Below are 24,154 nucleotides of genomic sequence, written 5' to 3'. Positions count from 1 at the left end.
ATCGCTGATCATTTTTCGCGTCGATGGTTAAGCCACAACGACCGCCCGGAGGCCGACCAGCACACGATGCAGCTCATCGCCAGCTCAAGGCCTGTCACCTGCGCGCCAGACGTGCCCGCCAGGGCTGGCGGCCCTGGATGCTGTTCGGCATCGCCTCACTCTTTTACTTCTACGAATTCTTCGCCAGGGTTGCCCCCGGGGTGCTCCATTCCGAGCTGATCACGGTGTCCGGAGCCAGTGAGGCGGCGTTCGGTTTCTCGATGAGCCTCTATTTCCTCGCCTATGCACCTGCGCAGCTGCTTGTCGGGCGTCTGCTGGATCGTCATGGTGTTCGCGCGATCGCGGCTCCAGCCTCTCTGCTTGTTGCGCTGGGATGCCTGCTGTTCGCCATCACCGACAACATCGCTGTGATGGGAGTTGCCCGTTTCCTGCAGGGGCTCGGAAGTTCCGTGGCCTATCTGGGTGTGATCTATCTCTCACTGATCTGGCTGCCGCCTCAGCGTCACGGAATGGTTCCTGGCATGGTCACCGGTATCGGAACCCTGGGCGCGGCGACAGCGCAGCTGCCCTTGCTGCTGATTTCACACCGGTTCGGCTGGAGAATGCCCCTGTTGATCTGTTCGCTGGCAGGTGTGTTCATCGCCTGGCTGGTCTGGAGCTATCTGCCGAGACGACCGAGCTGGTTTGTCGAGCTGATGCGAGAGGATGGCTTTGATCCGCAGAGCCCTGAGCCGATGGGCTTACAGCTCAGCAGGATTCTGCGCCAAAGCAACCTGTGGATTCTCGCCCTCGCTGCAGCAGGGATCTATCTGCCTGTTTCCGTTGTCGGTGATCTCTGGGGGGTGTCGTACTTCAGTATTGAGACAGGTCTGCCCAGTGATCAGGCCAGCCTGATCACCACTCTGGTGTTCATCGGCTTCGCCGTCGGTGGTGTGGTTGCTGGCCACTGGTCCGATCGCATCGGTCAGCGCAAGCTGTTGTTCACGTCTGGTGCCATCAGTGCAGCCTGCTTCGCCGTGCTGCTCTGTTTCACTGGCAGCCTGCCGGACGGTGTTGTGGCTCTGCTGGCGGCGGCGTTGGGATTCGCCTCCGGCAGTCAGCAACTCGCTTTCGTGATGGTTGCTGACATCGCCAAGCGGCACACCCGAGCGATCACGCTCGCTTTCGTTAACTGCATTGTGATGCTGTTGCCGGTGATCGTGCAGCCGACTGTTGGTCTGTTCTCACAGCTGGGGTTGCCGTCGGGGGGCAGACCTTCATCCATGCAGGAGCTTCAGGGCTACGCGGTGGTGGTGGTGGGAATGCTGGCCGCGGCAAGCCTGAGTCTTCTTGTCAAGGACACCAGACCGAGGGATGAGGAAGCTGGTCTGATGGCGCATTGAAATCAACTTTGACGCAGCAGTGATGGAGTCGTCATCGACCTTTGATGTTCTTGTGGTCGGCGGCAGTGGACGCGTCGGGGCATCAACAGTGCACTGGCTCAACAAGCTGTCTCGCCGTTGCAGCGAGGGCATACCATTCAGGCTCGCCATCGGCGGTCGCAGCAGGGCCAACTTTGAGTCGGTGCGCAACCGTCTTCAGCTGCCGGAACTTGTCTTCAGTCCTGTGGATCTGGATGCGGGGGCTGAGTCGCTCGTCTCCGCTGTGCGTGGCGCCAGGCTGGTGGTGCACACTGCCGGTCCGTTTCAGGGGCGTTCGCAGCCTGACCTGCTGCGGGCCTGCATCGCCGCTGAAGTTGCCTATTGCGATGTCTGTGATGAGTTCGCCTTCAGTCGCCATGCCAGGGAACTCTCGGGTGCTGCCGCTGCTGCCGGGATTCCTGCTGTGGTGTCATGCGGAATCTGGCCTGGTGTCAGTGCCCTGTTGGCGGCCGAGGCGGTGCAACAGCTGGGCGGACCGCAGGTCTGTGACCGTGTTGATCTGAGTTTCTTCACAGCTGGCAGCGGTGGTGCCGGGCCCACCATCGTCAGCGCCACCTTTCTGCTGCTGGCCACCAGGGTGCTGACCTACGTCGACGGCATGCTCGCCTGCAAGGAGCCCTGGACCGAGCGACGCGTCATCGACTTCGGCGACGGTGTGGGCAGGCAAGCCTGCTTTCTGCTTGATAACCCCGATGTGCCGACCACCGTTGAATCACTGGGCGTTGCCAACTGCGCATCGCGGTTCGGCACCGCACCGGCGGCCTGGAACAATCTTTTCGCTGCCATCAAACTGCTGCCGGACGATCTGCTGCTCAACCGCGATGCGATGCAGCGCCTCGCCCGTTTTTCGATGCCCATCATCAGGGCTGTCGATCAGTGGGTCGGTGCCACCAATGCCATGCGCATCGATGCCTGCAGCAAGGGTGGTGAGGGCAACGGCACGCCCGACAGGATCACCCTTCGCTGCGTCCATGCCGATCTCCAGGATTGCGTTGGTCAGGCCACAGCCGCTTTTGCGATGGAGATGCTGCGAGGGCGTTCAGGCCACTCCACCGCAGAACAGACCACTGCGGAACAGACCATCCCGGCAGGTGTCTGGTATCCGGCTGAGCTGCAGGCAACAGCCCGCAACAACATCCTCAACGTTGCGCGTGAGCAAGCGCTGGTCTGGGAGGTGTGAGCATCAGCGGCATGTTCGTTTTCAGGCAATCCGCGCGATGCAGCGGAAACCGAGGTGACTGGTGCTTTCCCCGGCTTCCTGGGGAGAGCGGGCAGCCGGACGGAACCGCAGGCAGTACTGAGGCGAGCAGAGGTGCGAACCACCCTTGATGATTTTCAGATCGCCTCCGGCTTCGGATCCTGAGCAGCAGCAGTGCACACTCGGATGGTCCTGCCAGGCGCTTTCCGTCCATTCCCAGACATTGCCCGCCATGTCGAAAAGGCCGTAGCCATTGGCTGGGAAGGAACCCACAGGCGAGGTTCCCTTCCAGCCATGCGCCCCGCGGTTGTCAAAGGGAAAGTCCCCCTGCCAGGTGTTGGCGAACAGCGTGTCTCCCTGATTCGGTTGCTCGCCCCAGGTGTAAGTGGCTCCATCAAGACCTCCGCGCGCACACCATTCCCACTCCGGCTCATGCGGCAGGACCAGACCTGCCCAGTCCGCATAGGCGCGGGCGTCGTGCAGGGAGACATGTACAACGGGGTGATCCATCCGCTCGTTCAGGTCGGATAGGGGGCCTTCGGGGTGATGCCAGCAGGCGCCGGGAACCCAGGCCCACCACTTGCGCCAGTCATTGAGTGGCACAGGCCCCTCTGTTCCGATGAAAACCACGGAACCTTCTCGATCTTTGCGCTCAGCTGTCGTGACGTAACCGCTGTCGTCGACGAAGTTCTTGAACTCTGCGTTCGTCACCAGCCTCGACTGAATCAGTACATCGTCGACCTCCACCACAACGGTCGGTGACTCTTCGATGTAGAAAGCGGTGGATCCCATTGAAAGTGATCCACCGCGAACGTGAATCAGCCCCTGCGTCTTGGCGTTGTTCAACTGCAATTCACTCGGTTTCGTTACTGAGGAAACGACGTCATGCTGAAGGTCGGAGGATTGGGATGCTCCTTGAGGGAGGTTAGATAGTTGCCGACGATTTTCATGTACGGACCCAGAACCCAGGCGCATGTTCCGACCACGTTGAATTCCTCCCTGGGATCCCTCTCGATGTGGAACATCGACGGATATCCCATCCCCTCCGCTCGGTAGGCACAGACTCCCAGGGATGATGGATTGGTCTGAGACTGGATCACCTGCTTCGGATAGATGCGCCACTGTTTCCAGCGCACAGCGGCAATTTCACCTCCGATGAAAGTGATCAGATGATCGCGACTCGATCGTTCGCTTTCACCAACGAAGAACTTCCATTGATTGACGCCGTCGTAAGGACGATCGTCGGGGAGGCTGGAACCCAGCATTCCTGCGATGGTGGGCACGAAATCGTGGATCGACACCATTTCATTGCTTTTGCGAGCAGGAATGTTGCCCGGCCATGACACCATGCCCGGGACGCGCAGCGATCCCTCGAGCACGTCGCCGACTTCGCCCCGGAAGGGGCCCGGTGAGCTGCCCTTGAAGTCTGTGCTGATCACCTGATTCTGAACCGGTCCATTGTCAGAGAGGTAGATGATGATCGTGTTGTCTCTGATCCCCGCTGCTTCGACGGCCGCCACAACCTGGCCAACGCGGTGGTCGTGCTCCATGAGCATGTCCCCGTATGGCCCCGATGACGATCGATTCTCGAAGTCGCTGTGGGCTCCCTCCGGGTAGTGCACGTGAGACCATCCGACATAGAGAAAGAAAGGATCGTCGCCGGCGGACTTCTCCTTGATGAATGACGTTGCCGCATCGGCGATGTCACCTTCAACGTGACGGCGATACGCGAGGTCATAGGGGCGAACGCGGCGCAGGCTGCCGTCATCGTTCGACTCCCAGATGTGTGACTGCGCTGCTTCGATCTGCTCTTCGCTCAGGCCCGAGCGACGCATCGTCTGTGGATAGAGAGTGGCATCGGTGGTTTCCAGAATGCCGACGCGGTAGGAGTCAAATCCCTGCCTTGTGGGGATGCTCTGCTCCTCCTCTCCCAGATGCCACTTGCCAACCATCCCCGTGGAGTAGCCGTTCTCCTTGCAGATTTCGGCGAGGGTCAACTCCCCCTCCTGCAGGGTGCTGGGAGTCCCGCCCACGATGATGCTGTTCAGGCCGGAGCGAACGCTGTAACGGCCGGTCATCAGGCCAGCCCGCGAGGGCGTGCAGCCTGGCTCCACAAAGAACTGGGTGAGCATCAGGCTTTTTTCAGCCAGGTCATCGAGATTCGGCGTCGGCATCCCGCGCAGATCGCCGCCGCTGCCGTAGCAGCCGAGGTCACCGAAGCCGATGTTGTCGGCGAGCATCAACACAATGTTGGGCCGTTCGGTATCGGCCTTCCAGGAAAGGTTCCCAACGGTGCCTGTCATGGTTGGAGCAAGAGGCGTTCGTTGTTCTGATAGCTCGCAATTGCTGAGCACTTCCCAAGGCGATGCTCATCTCGCACAAACGGGATCGAGGCACGCGATTCAGCTCGCATGGACTGATAAGTCTTGATGCCATGCAGCTGACTCAGTGGCTTTTCCGATGGTTCGTGATGTTGCCAATTTGCGCTCTTATCTGTTCATCAGAACCCCGGCTCTGACCGGAGCGATCCTGCCGGCATCGGGACACTGAAGCGGTTGGTGCAGTCAGCCCCTAGCTTTGCGCTCTCTTCAACGTGATCAGATGTTCCCGGGCCTGGTTCCGATGTCGCGCGACCGGAAACCCGAGGTGATGGATCAGCCTGGCCTTGACCCTGCGGAACACGACCGGGCACTGCGGGGTCTGCGCCGCATCAACGCCATCAGCCTTTGCGTGCCTGGATTGTTTCAACATCTGCAGGCCGTGGCGCGTGAGGCGCCCGGGAATCGTCTGAGTGTGCTGGAACTGGCCTGTGGAGGGGCCGATACAGCCATCGCGCTGGCAGCAATTGCCAAGCGGCGAAAACTGAACTGGACGATCCAGGCCTGCGATCTCAATCCGGAAGCAATTCACATCGCCCGTCGCAATGTCCTCAGGCAGAACAGCAGCGTCGATCTGTTCGTTGCCGACGCACTCGACCCCCCTGAAACGGAGATATTTGATGTGGTGTACTGCACCCTGTTCGTTCACCACCTCGATCCAGCTGATGTGGTGCGCCTGCTCAGTGTGATGGCAAGCCGGGCGCGCCGTCTTGTGCTTGTGGATGATCTGATCCGCAGCCGCCTTGGTTACGCGCTGGCCTGGGCAGGGACCCGCCTGCTGAGCCGATCCTGGGTGGTGCACTACGACGGCCCTCTCTCCGTAAAGGCGGCATTCACCCCTTCGGAAATACTCGACCTCGCTGCCCGGGCCGGCATGCACAACCCTCTGCTGGAACGCAACTGGCCCGAGCGGTACAGGCTTTGCTGGAGACCCAACTGAGATGCAGAACAGCTGGGATGTTGTTGTGATCGGAGCGGGAGTCGCCGGTGGGCTGGCTGCGCTCGATTGTGCGCGCCGTGGTCTGAGTGTTCTGCTTGTTGAAAAGCGCTCTTTTCCCCGTTGGAAGGTCTGCGGTTGCTGCTTCAACGCCAACGCCCAGGCCGCACTGAGTTCCGTGGGGCTGTCGGATCTGATCCGTGATCAGGGGGGTGTGGAGCTTGATCAGCTGCGTCTGGGCTGGAACGGCAGCATGCTCAACCTGGCGTTACCAGGTGGCTGGGCACTCTCAAGGGAGCGCTTCGACCAGGCTCTGGTCAGTGCTGCTGAAGCCGCCGGTGCCAGGTTGCGGTTCCAGACCGGTGCCGTGCTGGAAGAGATCTGCTCCGGTGAGCGCATGGTGCGACTGCGCCCTTCCGATGGTGCTGCAGTTGAACGGGTCCGAGCCCGGGTGGTGCTGGTTGCCGCCGGACTGCAGCATCAGGTTCTGGCCACGATCGATGCTTCGAGCACCCGGATCGCCGGGAGTTCAAGGCTCGGGGCCGGTTGTCTGATCGATGACGATGATGACGTTTATGCATCCGGCGCGATCCACATGGCTGTCGCTCGGCATGGATACGTCGGCCTGGTGCGACGCGAGGATGGAGCACTCAACCTGGCTGCAGCCTTCGATCCAGCTGCACTCAGGTCCGCCGGTGGTGCGGCACGAGCGGCTCGAGCGGTGATCAGTGAGGCGGGCTTCGCTGTTCCTCGCGCTCTGGAGACATCGCGCTGGCAGTTGACCTCAGCCCTCACCCGACACGCGGATGCGTTCGCCGGTCAGCGCTTTCTGCTGCTGGGTGACGCCTCCGGCTATGTGGAACCGTTCACCGGTGAAGGGATGGCCTGGGCACTGGCCGCCGGTGCAGCAGTGGCTCCCTTCGCTGAGGAGGCCCAGCGGCGATGGAGCCGCGATCTCGAACAGCGCTGGCATCAGAGGCTCAAGCTGCTGACGGTGAATCGTCAGCGTCTGTGTCGTCTGCTGTCGACGTTGTTGCGACAACCGCTCGCGACTGACGCCATGTTCAGACTGGGCGGTTATTGGCCGTCGCTGCCGCAGCGAGTCATCAGCAGCCTTAACCAGGTTTCACCCCATGCGCTCCCCTCAGATTCATGCCGCTGACTCTTCATGGCATCGGAACGGCAGTGCCGGCTCAGCGGCTGAACCAGCAGGAAGCACTGGCAGTGGCCCATCGGATCAATGGCGGCAGCTCCGACCAGGCCAGGTTGATGGATCGCATCTACCGAAAAACAACAGTGCTTTCGCGTGGCAGTGTGCTTCTCCAGAATGACGTTGATCACGGCGCCACCCGGCAGCATCTGAGCTTTTACGGCGCTGACAGTCCTGGAACTGCGGAGCGGATGCGGCTCTTCGATGAGCATGCGGGTCAGCTTGCCTTGCTGGCTGCTCGCGCAGCGCTGAACGACGGCGGGTTTGCGCCATCGTCAATCACCCACCTTGTGACCGTCAGCTGCACTGGCTTTCAATCACCGGGCGTCGATCTGTTCCTGATCGACCAGCTGGGTCTGTCGGCAGGTGTGCAGAGAACCCACATTGGATTCATGGGTTGTCACGGTGCACTCAACGGATTGCGTGTCGCCCATGCCTTTGCCGAGATGGACCCCGATGCCGTTGTTCTGCTCTGCTGCGTGGAGCTTTGCAGCCTTCACATGGCCTATGGCTGGGATCCCGAGAAAGTGGTGGCCAATGCTCTGTTCGCCGATGGAGCTGCTGCTGCTGTCTGTTCAGCTGCACCGCCCTCAGCTGATCAGGCTCTCGTGCTGAGAAGCAGCGGCTCAACGGTGATCCCCGAAAGCTCCGACCTCATGCACTGGCAGATCGGTGATCATGGATTTGCAATGGGGTTGTCGCCACGTGTTCCTGAAACGGTGGGTGCTGCACTGTTGCCCTGGTTGCGGTCCTGGTTGAGTTCACGTGGTGTCGATCTTTCCGAAGTGCGCAGCTGGGCCGTGCACCCAGGTGGTCCTCGGATTCTCTCCACCTGCGCAGAGGTTCTCTCGCTGAACCCCAGGGTTCTGGAACATTCCCAAGCTGTTCTCCAGGATCACGGCAACATGTCGTCGGCGACGATCCTGTTCATCCTTGAGCGGTTGTGTCGGCAACCGGTGGCAGGTCCCTGCCTGGCGCTGGCCTTCGGTCCCGGTCTGAGCGCTGAGGTGGCACTTCTCGAGTGTCGGATGACTGCCTGAACACGCTCAGTGTGCTGACAGCCCAGGAGTCATCACCCCGTTGTGTTCCATGGAAGCGCTGGAACAGTGGAGAAGAGCATCAGCAACAGCCCCTGGGCAACAAGAATGGTGCTGCATCCGGCCAGAGTCCAGCGCCGGGATGCTGTTGACAACCAGTTCGTGTAAACACGACTGAGCCAGGGCACCAGCAAGTAGCCGGTCAGCAACACGGTAATCAGGTTGCTGATCAACATGTTGAGGGGCAAAGGCAGGCTGCCGAGAGTTGATCCACTGACCCACATCAGCACCATCACAGATGGATATAACGCCAGCCAGACCAGCAGGTTCACCTTCCAGATCGGGGTTCGTGATGATCCATTGGCCTGAATCCACTGGTCAAAGGAGCCTGCCTCAAGGTGGAAGCGATAGTGATAGCCGATCAGTTCCTCCGCTTCATTGAGCAGCTCCCTTCGTTGTGGACTGTCCAGCCAGCGAAGGCACTGCTCCAGTTCTTCAAAGCGAACATGCGTGGTGACCTTCAGTGTTGAACCATTGCCTGAATCCTCATACACAACGTCCTGTCCGAGGTACCCGGTGAACGTCATGGCGGCGCGATTCATACGCTCCTGAACAGCCTGGTATTCCTGGCGCTGTGAAGCGCTGACCGAGCTGTGAATCGTGTAGACAAATTGACCTTCGGTTTGCTCAGGCATGGTGAAGCTGACCTTTGATGCTCAGTAGCGAGCCCCGTCGGGCAGCTTGCGGAATTCATCCCACACGTTGCAGGCCTCGCACTTGAGAATTTGTGTGAGTTTGATGTCACGCTGATCCTGAGGTTTCTGCATGTCGTTGTTGATTGCCTCATCGGAAAACAGATCGTTGTAGTCCGACCAGGAAGCTGCGTAGAACACGTTGCGAATGCCGGCCCAGTAGGCCGTGGCGTAGCACATTGGACAACATTCGCAGCTTGTATACATCACACAACCGGACAGATCCCAGGTTCCCAGTTTCTTGCAGGCTGCTCGGATCGCGTTCACCTCAGCATGGGCGCTTGGATCAAGATCCCTCACCACACTGTTGCCTGCCGATGCCACGATTTCACCATCCTTGGCCACCACCGCACCGAATGGACCTCCGGACTTGTTGACGATACCGGCTTCACGCATCTGGCGGATTGCCTCGCGCATCAAGGCTTCGTCATGCTGTGCCATCGCTCTGAACACTGTTTCTCTGCAGCGTGGCGATGACCACCAGAGGCGACAACAGATGGAATGAAAACGATAGGCAGTTGATCGCTCAGCACAGTCTGCGATGGCCTGTCATTGAATTAAATTATCCGTTGATTTGCTCAAACATTGTGCGGATGCCTTTCATCTTTCCCCTGGCATTGTTCCCATTTCTTCTGGGCCATGGAGGCGGTGGAGGCGGTGCTGAATACTCCAAGCATGCATATTCGGTTTGGGCAGAAGAGCATGCCGAATATCGCTGTGATGCCTACAGGCAGGGAATGAACTGGGATGAAGCTTTCGCCTATGCGATGGATTCTTCAGGTCAGGGCTGGAGAGCTGTCTTCGTTTCCTATCCTGAAAAAATCAAGGCTTATAACGCCGCAATTAAAAGAGACTGTCAAACGCTTCATGTTGAGACATGGAACAACAAAGTGAACAATTAATCGGGTGATTGAGCTCTGTTGGCCTCAAGTCTCAGATACATCGCCATGTTCCGATTGAACGTTTGAGCAGCTCATTGCTTAACAGGCTTGCTGCTGGGCCATGCAGCCGTGAGGGGGTAATTTCTTCTCAGCAGCTGAATTTGATGTGAAGCGCGTTCTCTCTGCGCTGATTGGCTTCGGTGCCCTGGCAACCCCGGGATCGGCTGCCGAGCGAATCAGCTTTCAGCTCGGTGAATTCGAAAGATCCATCCCAGTCGCCGAACTTGTTGACTATGCGGCAGGGAAGTCTCCCGGTACTGCCCTCGCCGATATCCTCCGCTTTTTCAAGCCTTCAGAACAGCAGGCACTGCGCAAGGCACTCAATCAGTCGGCCCCCGTGAGTGCCGTGATGGCCTCGAACTATCTCTCCACAGCTCTGGGCAAGCGAACGCTTCAACAGCTGGTGAAGCTGATCAACCAGCCCACGGAAGTTGCCGGTAACGCCCTGGCATCCGCCTTGATCGAAGGAGCCGCCAACGGCGACAGCCTTCGTCTAACGGATGTGCTTCAGGCCTATCCATTACCCACGATCCCTGTTGATGTGGCCGCTGTCGGCTCGCTGCTGCGATCCCTCACTCAGGACCTCAATCTTCAGAACAAGCTGTTTTCGCGTTTGGCTGCACTTGGCGGTGCTCCGCAGCCCGGCCCGGATCTTGTGGCAGCAGCACAACCTGGCGGCATCCGTTTTGAACAGGTGCCCTTCAGCTTCAAAGGTCATTTCGTCGACAGCATCAAGGCTGGGGCCTATCTGCCTGATACGGCAACGGCGCAGAGCCAGGCCCCGCTGGTGGTGCTTGCTCCCGGCCTGAATACCGACATGAATGCACTGCTTTATGTCGGTCAGACCCTGGCCAGTCATGGCTACGCGGTTGCGGCTCTCGATCTTCCCTTCACCAGCGCCGACACGATGACGGCTGCCATCAAAGGCACAGGAGCCATTCCCCCTGCGAATGCCTGGTATCGCCAGCCGATCACCGTGAGCAAACTGATCGACCAGATCGAGCAGCGCTGGGGGAAAAGGATTGACACTGAGCGGGTCGGGCTGCTCGGTCAGTCACTCGGGGGTTACACAGTCACGGCTCTCGCTGGCGCTGAGCTGGACTGGCCCAATCTGATTCGTGGCTGTCAGCCGCTGAATGATCCACGCTCTGTGATTCTCAATCCGGCGCTGGTCTGGCAGTGCAAAGCACCCGGTCGTGTGGTGAAACAGACGAGCTTCCGTGATCCTCGTGTGAAGGTTGCCGTGGCGGTGAATCCGGTCACCAATCCGATTTTCAGCAGCCGATCCATGGCCCGCGTTGAGGTGCCGATGCTTGTGATCGCCGGTATGAAGGATGTTTTCGCCCCGCCTGTTTCCCAGCAACTCACGCCCTTCACAAGTCTCCGCCAGCCAGGTTCATTGCTGGCGATTCAGAAAAACGGCACACATCTGTCGTTCCTGGATGCCACCTCGAATCTCCCTGAGGTGATCACGGGTCCGGATCAGTCCCTTGCCAGACAGCAACTCCGGGGGATGGCGAAACTCTTCTTCGACAGGCATCTGCTGGGGCAGACAACGACCCCAGAGCTTGCTCCAGAGGGTAACGGCGCGTTCCAGACTGGTTCATCTCCCCTGCCCTTGTTGTTGCGATCGTCATTGACGACGCAGCAACTGGAGCAGGCTGAACCAGGACTGAGGGAAGTTCCCTGATGCATCGCTGCTGGTGGTCCCGAGCCATGCTGTCTGATGTCATGCCATCTGGGTGGTGAGGTCATGTTGAGCCTGCCAACCTGATGTAAGGGATGCTTCCTCGATGTCATCAGCAGCAAGCGATTCTGAATTTCTCAATAACGACGAGGACCAGGTTGCAAGGAACCTTGATCAGATCATTCACTCCAACACCTACAAACTCGCCCACCAGGATCTCGATCTGCTCAACAGTGCTTCGATGCGAGGAGTCAGGATGCTTCTGGAGATCAGTAAACCTGAGCTTCAGCTGGAAGAGGCCGGCATCAGGTCCACAATTATTGTGTTCGGAGGTGCCCGCATTCAGGAGCGGGCTGTCGCTGAGTCGTCTCTCGAACAATCACTGATGGCACTCAGCGCAGATCCTGATTCGTCTCAGCATCAGCGCAGGGTTCACAAAGCCAGAAAACTTGTTGAGCTTTCAGCGTTTTATGACGCAGCCAGAGAGTTTGCTTTTCTGGCTTCAAGGCATGGTCAGCCCGAAGAGGGCACCACCCCAGGTTGTTCATCTCATGTGATTGTCACTGGTGGTGGCCCTGGAATCATGGAAGCTGCCAATCGCGGAGCCTTTGATGCCGGTTGTCGTTCGATTGGGCTCAATATTGATCTTCCTCATGAGCAATATCCCAATCCCTATATCACTCCAGATCTGTGCTTCAAGTTTAATTATTTTGCGCTAAGAAAATTTCATTTTGTGATGCATTCGGTTGGCGCAGTTCTTTTTCCAGGCGGGTTCGGAACGTTGGATGAACTGTTTGAAGTTCTGACCTTAAGACAGGTTGGGGCGAAACGCGCGATGCCAATCATTCTTTTTGGAACAGAGTATTGGTCGAGAGTGATCGATTTTGATTTCATGGCCGAATCAGGTCTGATTGATGATGAAGACCGGCAATTATTTCAGTTTGCTGATACTCCCGCTGAAGCATGGAACCTGATTCGGGAGCAGGCCCCGAGTCGTCCTTGACCGATTCTTCCAGTGGGTTGCCAACCTGTAGATGGGGTTTGTGGAAATCCTCTGTGACTGCTGAGCTGCTGCCGTTGACCAATGCCGTCGGTCGCGTTCTGCTCGGCAAGGAGAAGCAGGTGCGTCTCGCTTACAGCTGCCTGCTGGCGGGGGGGCATCTGCTGATTGAAGACCGTCCCGGTATGGGCAAATCGACCCTTGCCGAGGCTCTGGCAACCGTGTTTTCACTGGCGTTCAAGCGGGTGAGCTTCACCAGTGACCTGCTCCCTGCAGATCTCACCGGAATCAACGTATTCAATCAAGCAGATTCAACTTTTCACTTTCAGAGGGGACCGCTATTCACTCAGGTGTTGCTGGCGGATGAGATCAACCGAGCCAGTCCTCGCACCCAGAGCGCACTGCTCGAGGCCATGTCCGCCGGACGAGTGAGTATCGATGGCACCAGCCATGCTCTGCCTCACCCCTTTTTTGTGATCGCCACACAGAACAGTCTCGATCAGGTGGGTACGAGCCCTCTGCCTGAGGCACAGCTGGATCGTTTTCTAATGCGCGTAAGTCTTGGCTTCCCAGACCGTGATGCGGAGCGTCAGCTGCTTCGTGGTGATAGTTCTCCTGTTGAGAGTCTTCAGGGGGTTGATGATCAGGCTCTGCTTCAGCTGCAGCAGCGCTGTGCGGTTCAGTACTGCTCCCAGGAACTGCTGGAGTATGTGCTCGACCTGGTAGAGGCGAGCCGCCTGGGGCAGGAGGGGTTGTCGCCGAGGGCCAGCCAGGGTCTTGTGGCGGCTGCACGCGCATGGGCACTGATCCATGGCAGAGACCATGTGCTGGTCGACGACGTGCAGGCGGTGTTGCCTGCTGTGGTGGAGCATCGCCTTGATGCCGGCTGCCCAGCAAACGCCGGTACACCCCTCAGCACCGATCTTCTGGAGCGGGTGAATGCGTTGCGATGAGATCAGGCTTGGGCTGAGATCCCTTTACATCGTTCCCAGTCGCTTCGGCCTTCTTTGGCTTGTCGGGGCGGCGTTTCTTCTGCTGGTGGCGATTCAGACCGCCAGTAACAGCACCTTGCTGCTGGGCTTCCTGATGTTGGGCGTCATGTTGCTGGCGATGTTTCTCACCCACGACACGCTGCATGGTCTGACGGTGCGCTGCGGTCAGCCGCCACCTGCATTTGCCGCAGAAACCGTCACCTACCCGCTGATTCTGGAAACCCGTTCACCTCGGCCTCCGATGCGTCTTCGTTTTCGCGACGGGTCTGAGGCTGCAGACCTGCAGTTATCGGCGGGAATCTCCACGCTGGCTCTCCCCTGGAGTCCGCAGTGCCGAGGCTGGCAGCAGCCACCCCAGCTGCAGATTGAGACCATCGCTCCTCTGGGCCTGTTCATTTGCTGGACGCGCTGGCTGCCTCCACAGACTCAGTTGATCTGGCCGCGCCGCCGCTCAGGTCCGGTTGGGGAGCGAATAACGTCTCAGTCCCGCGATGGTCAGGATGAATGGCACGATCTTCGCGACGTGCGTGATCAGGAGAGACCAGCAGTGGTCGACTGGACCGGTGCCGCCAGGGGGCGGCCACTCCAGGCGAAGGTGTTCGCCGATCCCAGCAATCACGAGTGGATGCTGGAACCGGCGTCGGGCCTGCCACTGGATCGGGCTGTGGAGCATCTGGCTCAGCGGGTGATGCAGTTGCATCAGCAGGGTGTGCGTTACGGCCTGCGCCTGCGCGGAAAAACCCTGGCACCGGATCTGGGCCTGCGGCATCGCAATGCTTGTCTGGAGGCATTGGCGACCGCATGATCCGCAGGCTGCCAGCTGAAGCGCTGGCCTGGTGCGCCTTCCCGCCGCTGCTGCTGCAGTGCTTTGCATTGAACAGCGCGGCGGCGCTCACCTGGCCGACCTGGGCCTTGGTGATTTGCACCATGTTCAAGTTGAGGGAGACACGCAGGCCTTTTGACCGCCGGTTGGTGGCGTTTCTGCAGTTGCTGTCAGCGGGGTTGCTGGCGGCTCAGCTGCAAAGCCTTTTGGCTTCCGCTTTGCAGTTGATCGCCGCATGCACCGCATTTGCAGGGCTGCTCAGTCAGGAGCTGCAGGGGATGTTGTCGTTCCGAGGACTTCTGCAACGCAGTCTTCAGCTGCTGGCGGCAGCTCTACCACTGGCCCTGGTGCTGTTCCTGCTTGTTCCGCGCATCCCTCCGTTGTGGACAACGCAGCTTGGGCCTGCACGCGGTGCCGTCACCGGCCTCTCCTCTGATCTCGATCCACTCAGCATCGCGACATTGGCATCGGTGGACGCATCCGCTGCCCGCATGACGGTGGCTCAGGGAGTCGTCATACCAGACGACGCCTACTGGCGTGTACTGGTGCACGAAACATTTGATGGTCGTCGCTGGCGGCACCGCGACTCCCCTGAACCTCCGACGTCTGTCAGGGATGTGCGCAGCACTGCGCCGATCAGCCAGTGGTGGGTTGTCGAACCCTCAGCAACCCGTGCGCTCCCCTGGGATGGAAGCTCGGCCCCGGTGGCTGCGGATCAGTGGATTGCGTCCGAGGGGGAGCTGTTGATGAATGTCGCCTCACGACAACGCCGGGCCTATCGATTGCAGGCCGCTGGGAACACGCAGGACTGGCGCCGCCGCCCACCGCTGGCGAGTGAGCGTCAGCTCCCGGCGGTTGGATTTCCACGGCTGAGGCAGCTTGGAGAAGGGTTTCTCAGCCTGCCCAGTGATCGTGAGCGTTTGACTGCCGTGGAGGGATGGTTCCGCAGTCAGCCATTTCAATACAGTCTTCAACCAGGCTCAGCGTTGGATCTCGACGACTTTCTGTTTGATCGTCAGCTGGGTTTCTGCGGTCACTACTCCAGTGCACTCGCGGCCTTGTTGCGTTCTGCGGATGTGCCGGCCCGCGTCGTCAGCGGTTATCGAGGCGGGCGATTGGTGAAGCCGCTGAGCGGGGCGAACTATCTCGAACTGCGCCAGAGCGATGCCCATGCCTGGGTGGAAGTGTGGTTGAACGACAGCGGCTGGCAACGTGTCGACCCGACGCTCTGGATTGCTCCGGGTGCTGAGACTCCTCTCGCACAACAACTCCCAGCTGCTATGCGGGAGGAGTCTGAGCTGTCCTGGTGGCAGTGGATTCAGCGGCAATGGTGGGGACTGGATCTGGTCTGGACCCGTTGGTGGCTGGGTTTCGATCAGTCCAGTCAGCAGATCTGGTTGACACGGTTGTTCGGTGATCAACAGCGATGGCTTGGTCTCACGGTGCTGTTGACGTCGATGGCCTCATCCAGTCTGGGGTGGGTGATGTTGCGCCACTCGGTAGCGGGGCGTCAACCGCTTGATCAGTCGCTGCGCCTGCTTGCTCGGTTTGGTGTACATCCCTTGCCTGGCGAAAGTTTCGCTCAGCTCTGCCAGCGTGCCGCGCGCCTGCATCCTGATCATGCCGATCTGTTTGCAGCCATGGCTGATCGGCAGCAGCTGATCGCCTATGCCCAGCTCAGTGCTCCCAAGCGAAAGAATCTTCAGCGCCAGTGGCGAATGATTCGTCGACGTCTTCGTTCTTCTCTTCGAGGATCATTGTGAGTCTTCTCCTGACTGAAAAGAACTTTCCCCGTAAGCCAGGTTCAATTTGAGCATTCGATCTGTTTTTGTTGCCCGCTGCTTTGAGCTCGCAGAGATGGTTGGTGGCGCCATGGAGCTGCTGAGCTGGATTTCTACAGGGAATCAGTCCAGGTGAAGCAGCCTCCGCGCCGTGTCTCTGCAGATCATGGTCTTAGCGGTTTGATCAATCGCAGCCTGGTCGATCCATCGGCCTGCGAGTTCGATGTCTTCATAGGGGTAATCCGTGGAGAACATGATGCGTTCCGCGCCGAGAGTCGCGATCGAACACTTCAGTGCAGCGTCATCACAGACGCCTGAAGTGGTGATGAAAAAATTTCGTCGGAATACGGCGCTGGGTGTGGTGCTGATGTCATTGCGATAGCGAGTCGACGCATAACGACTGTCCAGTCGCCACAGATAAAAGGGCAGGTTCTCCCCCATATGTCCAAGGATCACGTTGGCGTTGGGATGTTTTTCGAAAACGCCTTTCACAATCAGGCGCAGCGCATGGGTGGCGGTGTCAAATGACCAGCCCCAAGTGGCACCATCGAGTTCCTTCACCATCGAAGCGGGTTGGTTGGTGGGAAGTCCGGGATGGAGATAAAGGGGTACTTCAAGCTGCTCGAGTGTTGACCACAGCGGATCGACTCTGGGATTGTCAAGGTATTCACCTTGTGTGCTGCCGTTGACAAGAGCTCCAACGAAACCCAGCTCGCTCACGCATCGCTTCAGCTCTGCACAAGCGACATCGATATCCTGAAGATTCAGTGCCGCAAAGCCTCTGAAACGCCGGGGTTGTAGCTCTATCGCTGCATGCAGACAGTCGTTGGCATGTCTGGCAATATCCGATGCTTCGGACGAGTCGGCGATCGCTTGAATTCCCGGCGCAGTCTGTGACAGCACGGCGATCTCAATCCCGGCTTTGTCCATATTGGCCAGTCGCTGTTCAGCCAGTTCAGGCAGCAATGGTTCAATCGCGCCCAGCAACTGTGGGTCGAAAAACTCCAACTCCGCTGATGTGGGGAGAAGTTCTCTGATGGAGAAGTGTTCTTCGAGAGCGATCTTGTTGATGGTTGGCTCGTTATCTGTTTCTACTTGTGATGCTGGGGTGCGGTTCTGGTTCACCATCGAACTTTCTAATTGCAGTGGTTTTTGTGGAGTGGTACCTGCGTTGTCTCTGGTTTGTTGTGCCACTGGGCTTGATTGTGTTGTGGGTCACTGGCAAGACACTCGAGGCCTTGCGCTCAACGTGGCTGCCTTTGAGCATCTCCATCATCTTCAGTTTGTGGAATGCTTCGCTAGAGCCGCTGAAGGGGCTTGCAATGGTGTTTGGTTCAGCTAGTCAGAGCGATTCTGAGATCTGAGCGAACTGAAGTCATCAATGCTTATAAGAGACTGTTTTTTTATGGAGTTCCCTCTGTTCGTAATTAAACGGTGAGAACTGGCTCGCAGACTCTTGCTTCGTCGTTCCTTTCTGCGAATGGGTGTGCTTGGTGCTTTCGTGACCAGCGTCAGCCTCGACTTGATCAGGACGACCCGAGCCAGTCTTCGATTGTCCTGGGAGGAGTTCATCAGACAGCCGACGTTTCAGCGGCCTCGAAATCGAGAGACCGTTGTTCTTGAAATAGCAACAGCACCCATCACAGTTCTGGGAAAAACCGTTGTCCGCGGCTGTATTCGGCAGCTGAATGGTCAGCGCGGATTCACCACCTCGCAAGCCAAAGGCATCAACCTCGAATTGATCAACCGATTGCCGGTACCTTCATCGGTTCACTGGCATGGCTTGATTCTTCCTAATGCCATGGATGGGGTGCCGTTTGTCACGCAACCACCTATTCCACCGGGACAAAGTCAGCGGATCCACTATTCGCTGGTGCAAAACGGGACCTTCTGGATGCATTCGCACTATGGCCTGCAGACCCAGAGCTTTGTGGCTGAGCCTTTTGTGATTCTCGATCAGGAGCAGGAGATGTGGGCTGATCGAACCATCACAGTGATGCTGCGCGACTTCAGCTTCACTCCAGCCAGCCAGATCCTCAACAACGTCATTGCTGGCGAGCGCGGCGGCGGCACGGCTATGTCCAAACATTTAGCTGATTTCGCATGGCATAAGCCGCGTTTGTTGCTCAGTCAGCAATGGGATCCAGTGAAGCAACGCTTTGGCTGGAAACGGGAGCAGGGGAGTTTGATGATGGCCCCGGATGTTGTTTATGACGCGCTGCTGGCGAATGAGCGGAGCCTTGATGCTCCGGAAATTATCGATGTTCTGCCAGGTGAGACCGTGGCGATCCGCTGGATTGCTGGCAGCGCTTTCACGAGCTTTTTCCTCGACCTAGGTGACCTCAATGGCGAATTGCTCCGCACTGATGCCAATCCTGTGGAGCCAATCACCGGCTCGGTGTTTCAACTTTCTACGGCTCAGCGGTTGACGCTGCGCATCAAAGTCCCAGAAGAGCCTGGGGTTTTTCCACTGCTGGCTCTGGGTGAACGCAGCAACTTGCGCTGTGGCGTTGTGCTGCGCAACAACCCGAAACTCAGTGCGCCCGCTTTGGCTCCGCAAACGGATCAGTGGACTGGTCGCCTCGATTTCACTCAAGACAAGCAATTACGGGCACAAAGACCCCTTGCGGTTCGCTCTGCTGAGAACACGATCCCTGTTTCTTTGACAGGCCCTGCTCCCAAATACACCTGGGGCCTAAATGATCGTTTTTATCCCTACCGTGATCCTTACTGGGTTGAGGAAGGCCAACGTGTGGAGATGGTGTTCTTTAATCCCACCCCGATGGGACATCCCATGCATCTGCATGGCCATGAATTCCAAATTATTGAAATCGATGGCCAGCCGTTGGCCGGCGCTATGCGCGACACCGTATTTGTCCCAAAAGGGGGGACCTGTCGCATTGCCTTCGATGCAATCCATCCTGGCATCTGGGCTTTCCACTGTCATATCGCTTACCACCATGCTCGCGGCATGTTCAACGTTGTGGCCTATCGCTCGTCCGATCTGAGCTGGTGGAACCCAGAGGGCTCCAGTCAGGAGCAACTGGCTTTCTGACGCTTCTTCGTTCGGTGATCACCTCAGACCGTTGAAATACTCTCAACAGGTTTTATGCCTCGGTTCTGTATTCACAGAATTGAAGATGACAATGGATTCTGAGCAGCTTCAAAGCAGCTCCTGCATGGCGCCGCCTCTAGGCAGAATCGTTGTGTGGAAACCTGAATTGCGTGGCTGCGAGCAGCATCCAATCTGAGGATCAGCGCTGGTCCTGGTGGCCGCTGCTGCCACCAGGCTCCCCGTTTTTGTAATCGGTCTGAGTGGCTTGTTTCCCAGTTGTCCTCAGTTTTTTGTGTAACTGGGCGTGATTGTGGGCAACCGCTGGATTCAGCAACTGCATCCAGTTTTCGAATGGCGTGATTGTGCCGCTCGATCAGTCGTTACTGAAGAAGTTGCTATCCCAACATCGCTTTTCGCTATTGCCGCTCCACCTTCACTTTCATGATTGCACCGGGTGCTGGTACGTACGCACGAAGGACTCCATAGAAGTCTTTGCCAGTGGGGATTCCGTTTTTTCCACTTCCATCAGGACTGAGTGTGATGGTTGTTGTTCCGTCTTGGTTCGGCTCTGAGGAGAATGTGGTCCGGTCGTAGATCTTCAGATCGTTCGGGATCAGCAGTTTGTTATCGGTTCCATAGAGGGTCACCGAGAAGTAGCCGCCTGGGTTGTAGAGCCCTGCAGGCACAGTCACTACATACGTCGCATCACCGCGTAAAGGCGCACCGGTGTCGTCGACCAAGATGGTGCCGTAACGGACCGTGTCTGAAGGCGTTCCTAGCTGGCCCAACTTCACTCCGGCTGCGAGGTCGAGGAAGCTGACGTCTCCGCTGACCCGACCGAATGCGTCATCGGGGTTGATATAGGTGATCACCGTGTCGATCACGGCCTGGGCGTTCTTTTCCGTCTCTGCGCTGAATTGCTTGACTTCACGCTGCATGTCTCCTTTGCCGCCCTCCATCTGGAATTGGCTACGGGAGGCGATGACTGCGTCCAGGTTTTCGACAACGACCATTCTGGTCAGCACCAGACCTTGATCCGTTTCAAGCTCAACCACCTCAAAGTCGCCCTCGGGCATCGCTTGGCTGGGTCGTTTGAGCAGGATTGGCTTGGTTGGGTTGGTGATGACAGCAGGCACATTGTGCTTCATATCGAAGATCGACACCGACAGGAATTTGTCGTACGTAGGCGTGGTCAGGATCGCCGGGCCTTCTGAAATCGAAAACCAGTTGTAGCCGTAGTCGACAGTGGCTTGTGGTGTGACCACGGTGGTGTCGCTGGGATCCACCAAACCGGTGAACTTGAAGGTGCCCTTCTCGTTCTTCTCCAGCCAGGTGTTCATCATCTTGACCTGTTCCTGATTCGGAAACTCCCTCAAGTAGGACTCGACAGTATCCTGTGCTGCTGCCATTGGGCTCAGAGTCAGCAGAGGCAGGAGGCAGAGGAAACGACGAAGGCGTTGAGACATCTCAGAAATTCTGAAGGGGAACGCGGTTTTGATCCCTTTAAGGATGATTTTTGCAGTTATCCGACTGATGTCACTGACTTTGTTATCGACATCTCAATTCTCTTTTGGCTTTGATCACCTGTGGCTTGAGGTGTCGTTGGTGGCCCTGTAATGCCTTTGAGAGTATCTCTGCAGAAGACCCAACCTTGACCGCAGTTCTCTGCCCGATTCGCCTCTAGGCAGAATCGTTGTCAGGAAACTTGAATTGATTGGCTGCGAGCAGCATCCAATCTGCTGATCAGCGCTGGCCCTGGTGGCTGCTGTTGCCACTTAGATCTCGGTTATATGTATGGGTCTGGGGGGCTTGTCCCTGAGTTGCCTTTGATTTGTTGTGCAACTGGTCGTGATTGTGGGTGAGTGCTGATTCGCAGCCTGAATGGCTATCAGTGTGGCCCTCGTCACCACTGTTAAGGTCGGTGGAGATGCCATGCATTTGGCAATTTCACTGGTCGTTGTTTGTAGGAAGTCGTTACTGGTTCTGGTGTGGTGATGGCGGGGGGCCTGAAGTCGATGGCGTGTTCCGTAGTAGAAATGCCTTAGGCGAAGTTCAGCGGTTGCCAGGTCAGCACCATGGCTGCAAAGCCAATGAAAGTAGCTTTTGCATGGAATTCATGCGGCCTCGTTAGTGGACTTGCGCCTTGTCTAGACCTTGATCAATCACCGATTAATCAAGACAGTTGCTTGCTTTTGATTGTGATCGGGCGATGAGTGTTTCAAGCCAGCCTTGAAGGGTTTGAATCACGTCCGGCTGCAACCGGTAGTAGACCCAGCGACCACTCTGCCGATCACTCAGCAGGCCGCATTGTTTAAGCACCTTGAGATGAAACGACAGTCTCGATTGGGCCAGGCCTAGATCGCTCGTGAGATCGCAGACGCAACGCTCGCCGGAGGCCAGAGCCTCAATGATTTGCAACCGGTTGGGATCCGCAAGTGCTTTGAGCAGGCTCTGAACCAAGGCGGGATCAGCGGTCGTTTGAGCTGGGGTCATGGAGCAATGGTCTGGATCAAACGCCTATGAGGAGCGACCCGTAACGTTATCGACAGCCACCAAGCTAGTGCTTGCATCAATCAGGATTGATGCATCAAGATTGGTTGATCTATGCAACGTTGCTGGGCGGTCTCCCGATGCGCATTGGAATCAACGGTTTCGGCAGGATCGGCAGGCTTGTGTTTCGAGCGCTCTGGAACGGCCCAGGTATTGAGCTTGTGCACATCAATGATCCTGCCGGTGATGCCGCGGCAGGAGCCCATCTGCTGGAGTTTGATTCGGTGCATGGTCGCTGGAACAAGGCGGTTGATCGCAACAGCGACGGCGATGGGTTCAGCATCGATGGGCACTCGCTCAGTTGGTCGCAACACCGCCATCCAGCCGACGTTCCTTGGCAGGCCTTCGGGGTGGAGATGGTGCTGGAAGCCAGTGGCTGTTTCAAAACTCCAGAGACGCTCTGTGGCTACTTCGATCAGTGCGGCCTGAAGCGTGTTTTGGTGGCTTGTCCGGTGAATGGAGTCGTGGCAGGTCACGAGGTTCTCAACATCGTGTACGGCATCAACCACCACCTGTATGACCCAGCTCGCCACCCGCTGGTGACCGCTGCCTCAAGCACCACCAATTGCCTGGCTCCTGTGGTGCAGGTGGTTCATCAGGCCTTCGGCATTGAGCACGGCATGATCACCACCATTCACGACATCACCAACACTCAGGTGACCGTGGATGCCTTCAAAAGCGATCTGCGGCGTGCCCGCTCTGGTCTCAACTCGTTGATCCCCACCACCACAGAATCGGCCAAGGCGATAGCGATGATCTTTCCGGAGTTGCAGGGCAAGCTCAACGGTCATGCCGCGCGGGTGCCGTTGCTGAATGGTTCCCTCACGGATGCTGTTTTTGTACTGAAGCGCTCGGTGACTGTTGAGCAAGTGAATGCCGCCTTCGCTGATGCCGCTGCGGGTTTACTCCAAGGAATCCTTGGCTACGAAACAAGGCCCTGGTGTCGTGTGATTACTCCAACGACAGCCGCAGTGCGGTGATTGACGGACCATCAACGATGGTCGTGGATGGCACTCAACTCAATGTCTACGCCTGGTACGACAACGAGTGGGGTTACAGCAGTCGGATGGTGGATCTGGTCTGTCATCTGGTGAATCTGGAAACGACCTGAGTGTTGCGATGAACCTCTCAGCCCTCCAGCAGTACGCCTTGGTGACGGCCAATTACTGGGCCTTCACGCTCACCGATGGAGCCTTGCGCATGCTCGTGGTGTTTCACTTCCACGCGCTGGGCTACAGCACACTTGAGATCGCGTTTCTGTTTCTGTTCTACGAATTCTTCGGTGTCGTCACCAATCTCTGTGGTGGTTGGATCGGAGCCCGCTACGGGCTACGGCTAACGCTCTGGGTCGGCACCGTTTTGCAGATTGCCGCACTGTTGCTGTTGATCCCGGTGTCGGCAACCTGGCCGAAGCTGTTCAGTGTGGCCTATGTAATGGCAGCCCAGGCGATCAGTGGTATCGCCAAGGATCTCAACAAGATGAGTGCCAAGAGTGCCATCAAAACTGTGGTCACCACCAGTCGTGCTGACGTTGATCAAGCAGACAAACGGCTGTTCCGCTGGGTCGCCGTTTTGACCGGATCCAAGAATGCCCTCAAAGGTGTGGGCTTTTTCCTTGGGGGAGTGTTGCTGACGGTGTTTGGCTTCAGTGCGGCTGTGGCCTGGATGGCGTTCGGCTTAGCTCTGGCTCTGCTTCTCACCTCGGTGTTGCCGGCCGACATCGGAAAAATGGCGACCAATCCGAAATTCTCTGCGTTGTTCTCCAACTCGCAGGGGATCAACATGCTTTCACTGGCTCGCTTCTTTCTGTTCGGAGCCCGAGACGTCTGGTTTGTGGTGGCACTGCCGGTGTTTCTCGAGGGAGCCTTGGGATGGTCTTCTGGAGAGATCGGCGGCTTCCTCGGCCTCTGGGTGATTGGCTATGGCATCATTCAGGCCAGTGCTCCAGCTCTACGAAAACTCTGGACTCAGTCCAGCAGCCCAGACGTGAAGGCTGTGTCGTTTTGGTCTGCTGTTCTCACGGCAATTCCTGCATTGATTGCCGTGGCTTTGTGGAGAGATGTCGACGTCGCGATCGCCATCACTGCTGGTCTTGCCGCCTTTGGCGTGGTGTTTGCGATGAATTCCTCGATTCATTCCTACATGGTGTTGGCATTCACTGAACAAAAGGACGTCAGCCTCAATGTCGGCTTTTATTACATGGCCAATGCTGCAGGCCGCCTCGCCGGAACGATTCTTTCTGGGGCCTTTTTCATGCTTGGTCGTACGGATATGGCTGGTATGCAGCTCTGCTTGTGGGTATCCTCTTTTCTGGTGCTTCTGTCTTGGCTGAGTAGCTTGGGTATTCCCTCTTTTAAATCGTCTCTGGCTTGTCAGTAGAGCAACTTGCGAC

20 protein-coding genes and 1 pseudogene are annotated in these 24,154 nt (G+C 57.6%); 14 read left to right on the top strand and 7 right to left on the bottom strand.

The window, feature by feature from the left end; all coding sequences use genetic code 11:
* The first annotated feature begins 23 nt into the window (after positions 1-23).
* Together SIB56_RS05380 and SIB56_RS05375 are read left to right on the top strand one after the other, a co-directional pair.
* Entirely contained in the window at positions 24-1,382 is a 1,359-nt protein-coding gene (locus SIB56_RS05380) for an MFS transporter (protein ID WP_413326163.1), read from the top strand.
* A 22-nt stretch (positions 1,383-1,404) separates the two neighbouring features.
* On the top strand, positions 1,405-2,601 hold the full coding sequence (locus SIB56_RS05375; RefSeq protein WP_413326160.1) for a saccharopine dehydrogenase NADP-binding domain-containing protein: 1,197 nt from the start codon (positions 1,405-1,407) through the stop codon (positions 2,599-2,601).
* A 21-nt stretch (positions 2,602-2,622) separates the two neighbouring features.
* On the opposite strand, the gene SIB56_RS05370 is transcribed toward SIB56_RS05375, so the two are convergent.
* On the bottom strand, positions 2,623-3,465 hold the full coding sequence (locus SIB56_RS05370) for a formylglycine-generating enzyme family protein (RefSeq protein WP_413326158.1): 843 nt from the start codon (positions 3,463-3,465) through the stop codon (positions 2,623-2,625).
* Between the two features lie 20 nt (positions 3,466-3,485).
* The gene (locus SIB56_RS05365; RefSeq protein WP_413326156.1) at positions 3,486-4,922 is read right to left on the bottom strand and encodes a sulfatase-like hydrolase/transferase; all 1,437 of its coding nucleotides are present in this window, start codon (positions 4,920-4,922) and stop codon (positions 3,486-3,488) included.
* Between the two features lie 298 nt (positions 4,923-5,220).
* Here SIB56_RS05365 and SIB56_RS05360 point away from each other — a divergent pair, with 298 nt between their 5' ends.
* From SIB56_RS05360 to SIB56_RS05350, 3 genes are read left to right on the top strand one after another with little or no spacing between them, the layout of a single operon-like run.
* Positions 5,221-5,937, top strand: a complete 717-nt coding sequence (locus tag SIB56_RS05360; RefSeq protein ID WP_413326154.1) for a class I SAM-dependent methyltransferase — start codon at positions 5,221-5,223, stop codon at positions 5,935-5,937.
* Position 5,938: 1 nt separating this feature from the next.
* On the top strand, positions 5,939-7,096 hold the full coding sequence (locus SIB56_RS05355) for an NAD(P)/FAD-dependent oxidoreductase (protein ID WP_413326152.1): 1,158 nt from the start codon (positions 5,939-5,941) through the stop codon (positions 7,094-7,096).
* Positions 7,087-8,184, top strand: coding sequence for a type III polyketide synthase (locus tag SIB56_RS05350; protein ID WP_413326150.1), 1,098 nt, complete (start codon positions 7,087-7,089; stop codon positions 8,182-8,184). The genes SIB56_RS05355 and SIB56_RS05350 overlap by 10 nt, the downstream gene beginning before the upstream one ends.
* Positions 8,185-8,216: 32 nt before the next feature.
* On the opposite strand, the gene SIB56_RS05345 is transcribed toward SIB56_RS05350, so the two are convergent.
* Together SIB56_RS05345 and SIB56_RS05340 are read right to left on the bottom strand one after the other, a co-directional pair.
* A complete protein-coding gene (locus tag SIB56_RS05345; protein ID WP_413326148.1) occupies positions 8,217-8,876 on the bottom strand; it encodes a hypothetical protein in 660 nt (219 codons plus the stop codon).
* Positions 8,877-8,897: 21 nt separating this feature from the next.
* On the bottom strand, positions 8,898-9,374 hold the full coding sequence (locus SIB56_RS05340) for a nucleoside deaminase (RefSeq protein ID WP_413326146.1): 477 nt from the start codon (positions 9,372-9,374) through the stop codon (positions 8,898-8,900).
* Positions 9,375-9,406: 32 nt separating this feature from the next.
* Between SIB56_RS05340 and SIB56_RS05335 the strand changes: the two genes are divergently transcribed.
* From SIB56_RS05335 to SIB56_RS05310, 6 genes are all read left to right on the top strand, one after another.
* Entirely contained in the window at positions 9,407-9,835 is a 429-nt protein-coding gene (locus SIB56_RS05335) for a hypothetical protein (RefSeq protein ID WP_413326143.1), read from the top strand.
* Between the two features lie 145 nt (positions 9,836-9,980).
* Complete coding sequence (locus tag SIB56_RS05330; protein WP_413326141.1) at positions 9,981-11,564, top strand: alpha/beta hydrolase; 1,584 nt, start codon at positions 9,981-9,983, stop codon at positions 11,562-11,564.
* Positions 11,565-11,667: 103 nt separating this feature from the next.
* Positions 11,668-12,564: an LOG family protein gene (locus SIB56_RS05325; RefSeq protein ID WP_413326139.1), complete on the top strand. Its 897-nt coding sequence runs from the start codon at positions 11,668-11,670 to the stop codon at positions 12,562-12,564.
* 53 nt (positions 12,565-12,617) lie between these two features.
* Positions 12,618-13,514, top strand: coding sequence for an AAA family ATPase (locus tag SIB56_RS05320; protein ID WP_413326137.1), 897 nt, complete (start codon positions 12,618-12,620; stop codon positions 13,512-13,514).
* Positions 13,501-14,358, top strand: a complete 858-nt coding sequence (locus SIB56_RS05315) for a hypothetical protein (RefSeq protein WP_413326135.1) — start codon at positions 13,501-13,503, stop codon at positions 14,356-14,358. Before SIB56_RS05320 ends, SIB56_RS05315 begins: the two co-directional genes overlap by 14 nt.
* The gene (locus SIB56_RS05310) at positions 14,355-16,139 is read left to right on the top strand and encodes a transglutaminaseTgpA domain-containing protein (protein WP_413326133.1); all 1,785 of its coding nucleotides are present in this window, start codon (positions 14,355-14,357) and stop codon (positions 16,137-16,139) included. The genes SIB56_RS05315 and SIB56_RS05310 overlap by 4 nt, the downstream gene beginning before the upstream one ends.
* Positions 16,140-16,280: 141 nt before the next feature.
* Here SIB56_RS05310 and SIB56_RS05305 read toward each other — a convergent pair whose 3' ends face one another.
* Positions 16,281-17,351 carry an amidohydrolase family protein gene (locus tag SIB56_RS05305; RefSeq protein WP_413326131.1) on the bottom strand — a complete coding sequence of 357 codons (1,071 nt, stop codon included), beginning with the start codon at positions 17,349-17,351 and terminating at the stop codon, positions 16,281-16,283.
* Positions 17,352-17,613: 262 nt separating this feature from the next.
* Here SIB56_RS05305 and SIB56_RS05300 point away from each other — a divergent pair, with 262 nt between their 5' ends.
* Entirely contained in the window at positions 17,614-19,212 is a 1,599-nt protein-coding gene (locus SIB56_RS05300; protein WP_413326129.1) for a multicopper oxidase family protein, read from the top strand.
* 416 nt (positions 19,213-19,628) lie between these two features.
* Here SIB56_RS05300 and SIB56_RS05295 read toward each other — a convergent pair whose 3' ends face one another.
* Positions 19,629-20,621 (bottom strand): DUF1214 domain-containing protein, encoded by a 993-nt coding sequence (locus SIB56_RS05295; RefSeq protein WP_413326127.1) that lies wholly within the window; start codon positions 20,619-20,621, stop codon positions 19,629-19,631.
* A gap of 760 nt (positions 20,622-21,381) precedes the next feature.
* Complete coding sequence (locus tag SIB56_RS05290) at positions 21,382-21,705, bottom strand: ArsR/SmtB family transcription factor (RefSeq protein ID WP_413326125.1); 324 nt, start codon at positions 21,703-21,705, stop codon at positions 21,382-21,384.
* 137 nt (positions 21,706-21,842) lie between these two features.
* Between SIB56_RS05290 and SIB56_RS05285 the strand changes: the two are divergent.
* Positions 21,843-22,873 (top strand): annotated as a pseudogene (locus SIB56_RS05285) (ArsJ-associated glyceraldehyde-3-phosphate dehydrogenase).
* 8 nt (positions 22,874-22,881) lie between these two features.
* On the top strand, positions 22,882-24,141 hold the full coding sequence (gene arsJ / locus SIB56_RS05280; RefSeq protein ID WP_413326123.1) for an organoarsenical effux MFS transporter ArsJ: 1,260 nt from the start codon (positions 22,882-22,884) through the stop codon (positions 24,139-24,141).
* Positions 24,142-24,154: the final 13 nt, after the last annotated feature.

The sequence above is a fragment of the Synechococcus sp. MIT S9503 genome (assembly GCF_047304175.1).
Classification (GTDB): domain Bacteria; phylum Cyanobacteriota; class Cyanobacteriia; order PCC-6307; family Cyanobiaceae; genus Synechococcus_C.
The sequence above is the reverse complement of the archived record's forward strand: the minus strand, read 5'-3'. Positions and strand labels throughout refer to the sequence as shown.

Bases quoted from the DNA above. Each gene is read 5' to 3' on its own strand.
- SIB56_RS05335 (WP_413326143.1), top strand. From the start codon at position 9,407: ATGACCACCAGAGGCGACAACAGATGGAATGAAAACGATAGGCAGTTG.
- SIB56_RS05375 (WP_413326160.1), top strand. From the start codon at position 1,405: ATGGAGTCGTCATCGACCTTTGATGTTCTTGTGGTCGGCGGCAGTGGA.
- SIB56_RS05360 (WP_413326154.1), top strand. From the start codon at position 5,221: ATGTTCCCGGGCCTGGTTCCGATGTCGCGCGACCGGAAACCCGAGGTG.
- arsJ (WP_413326123.1), top strand. From the start codon at position 22,882: ATGAACCTCTCAGCCCTCCAGCAGTACGCCTTGGTGACGGCCAATTAC.
- SIB56_RS05310 (WP_413326133.1), top strand. From the start codon at position 14,355: ATGATCCGCAGGCTGCCAGCTGAAGCGCTGGCCTGGTGCGCCTTCCCG.
- SIB56_RS05355 (WP_413326152.1), top strand. From the start codon at position 5,939: ATGCAGAACAGCTGGGATGTTGTTGTGATCGGAGCGGGAGTCGCCGGT.
- SIB56_RS05315 (WP_413326135.1), top strand. From the start codon at position 13,501: ATGCGTTGCGATGAGATCAGGCTTGGGCTGAGATCCCTTTACATCGTT.
- SIB56_RS05295 (WP_413326127.1), bottom strand. From the start codon at position 20,621: ATGGCAGCAGCACAGGATACTGTCGAGTCCTACTTGAGGGAGTTTCCG.
- SIB56_RS05325 (WP_413326139.1), top strand. From the start codon at position 11,668: ATGTCATCAGCAGCAAGCGATTCTGAATTTCTCAATAACGACGAGGAC.
- SIB56_RS05290 (WP_413326125.1), bottom strand. From the start codon at position 21,705: ATGACCCCAGCTCAAACGACCGCTGATCCCGCCTTGGTTCAGAGCCTG.
- SIB56_RS05380 (WP_413326163.1), top strand. From the start codon at position 24: ATGGTTAAGCCACAACGACCGCCCGGAGGCCGACCAGCACACGATGCA.
- SIB56_RS05350 (WP_413326150.1), top strand. From the start codon at position 7,087: ATGCCGCTGACTCTTCATGGCATCGGAACGGCAGTGCCGGCTCAGCGG.
- SIB56_RS05345 (WP_413326148.1), bottom strand. From the start codon at position 8,876: ATGCCTGAGCAAACCGAAGGTCAATTTGTCTACACGATTCACAGCTCG.
- SIB56_RS05340 (WP_413326146.1), bottom strand. From the start codon at position 9,374: ATGGCACAGCATGACGAAGCCTTGATGCGCGAGGCAATCCGCCAGATG.
- SIB56_RS05365 (WP_413326156.1), bottom strand. From the start codon at position 4,922: ATGACAGGCACCGTTGGGAACCTTTCCTGGAAGGCCGATACCGAACGG.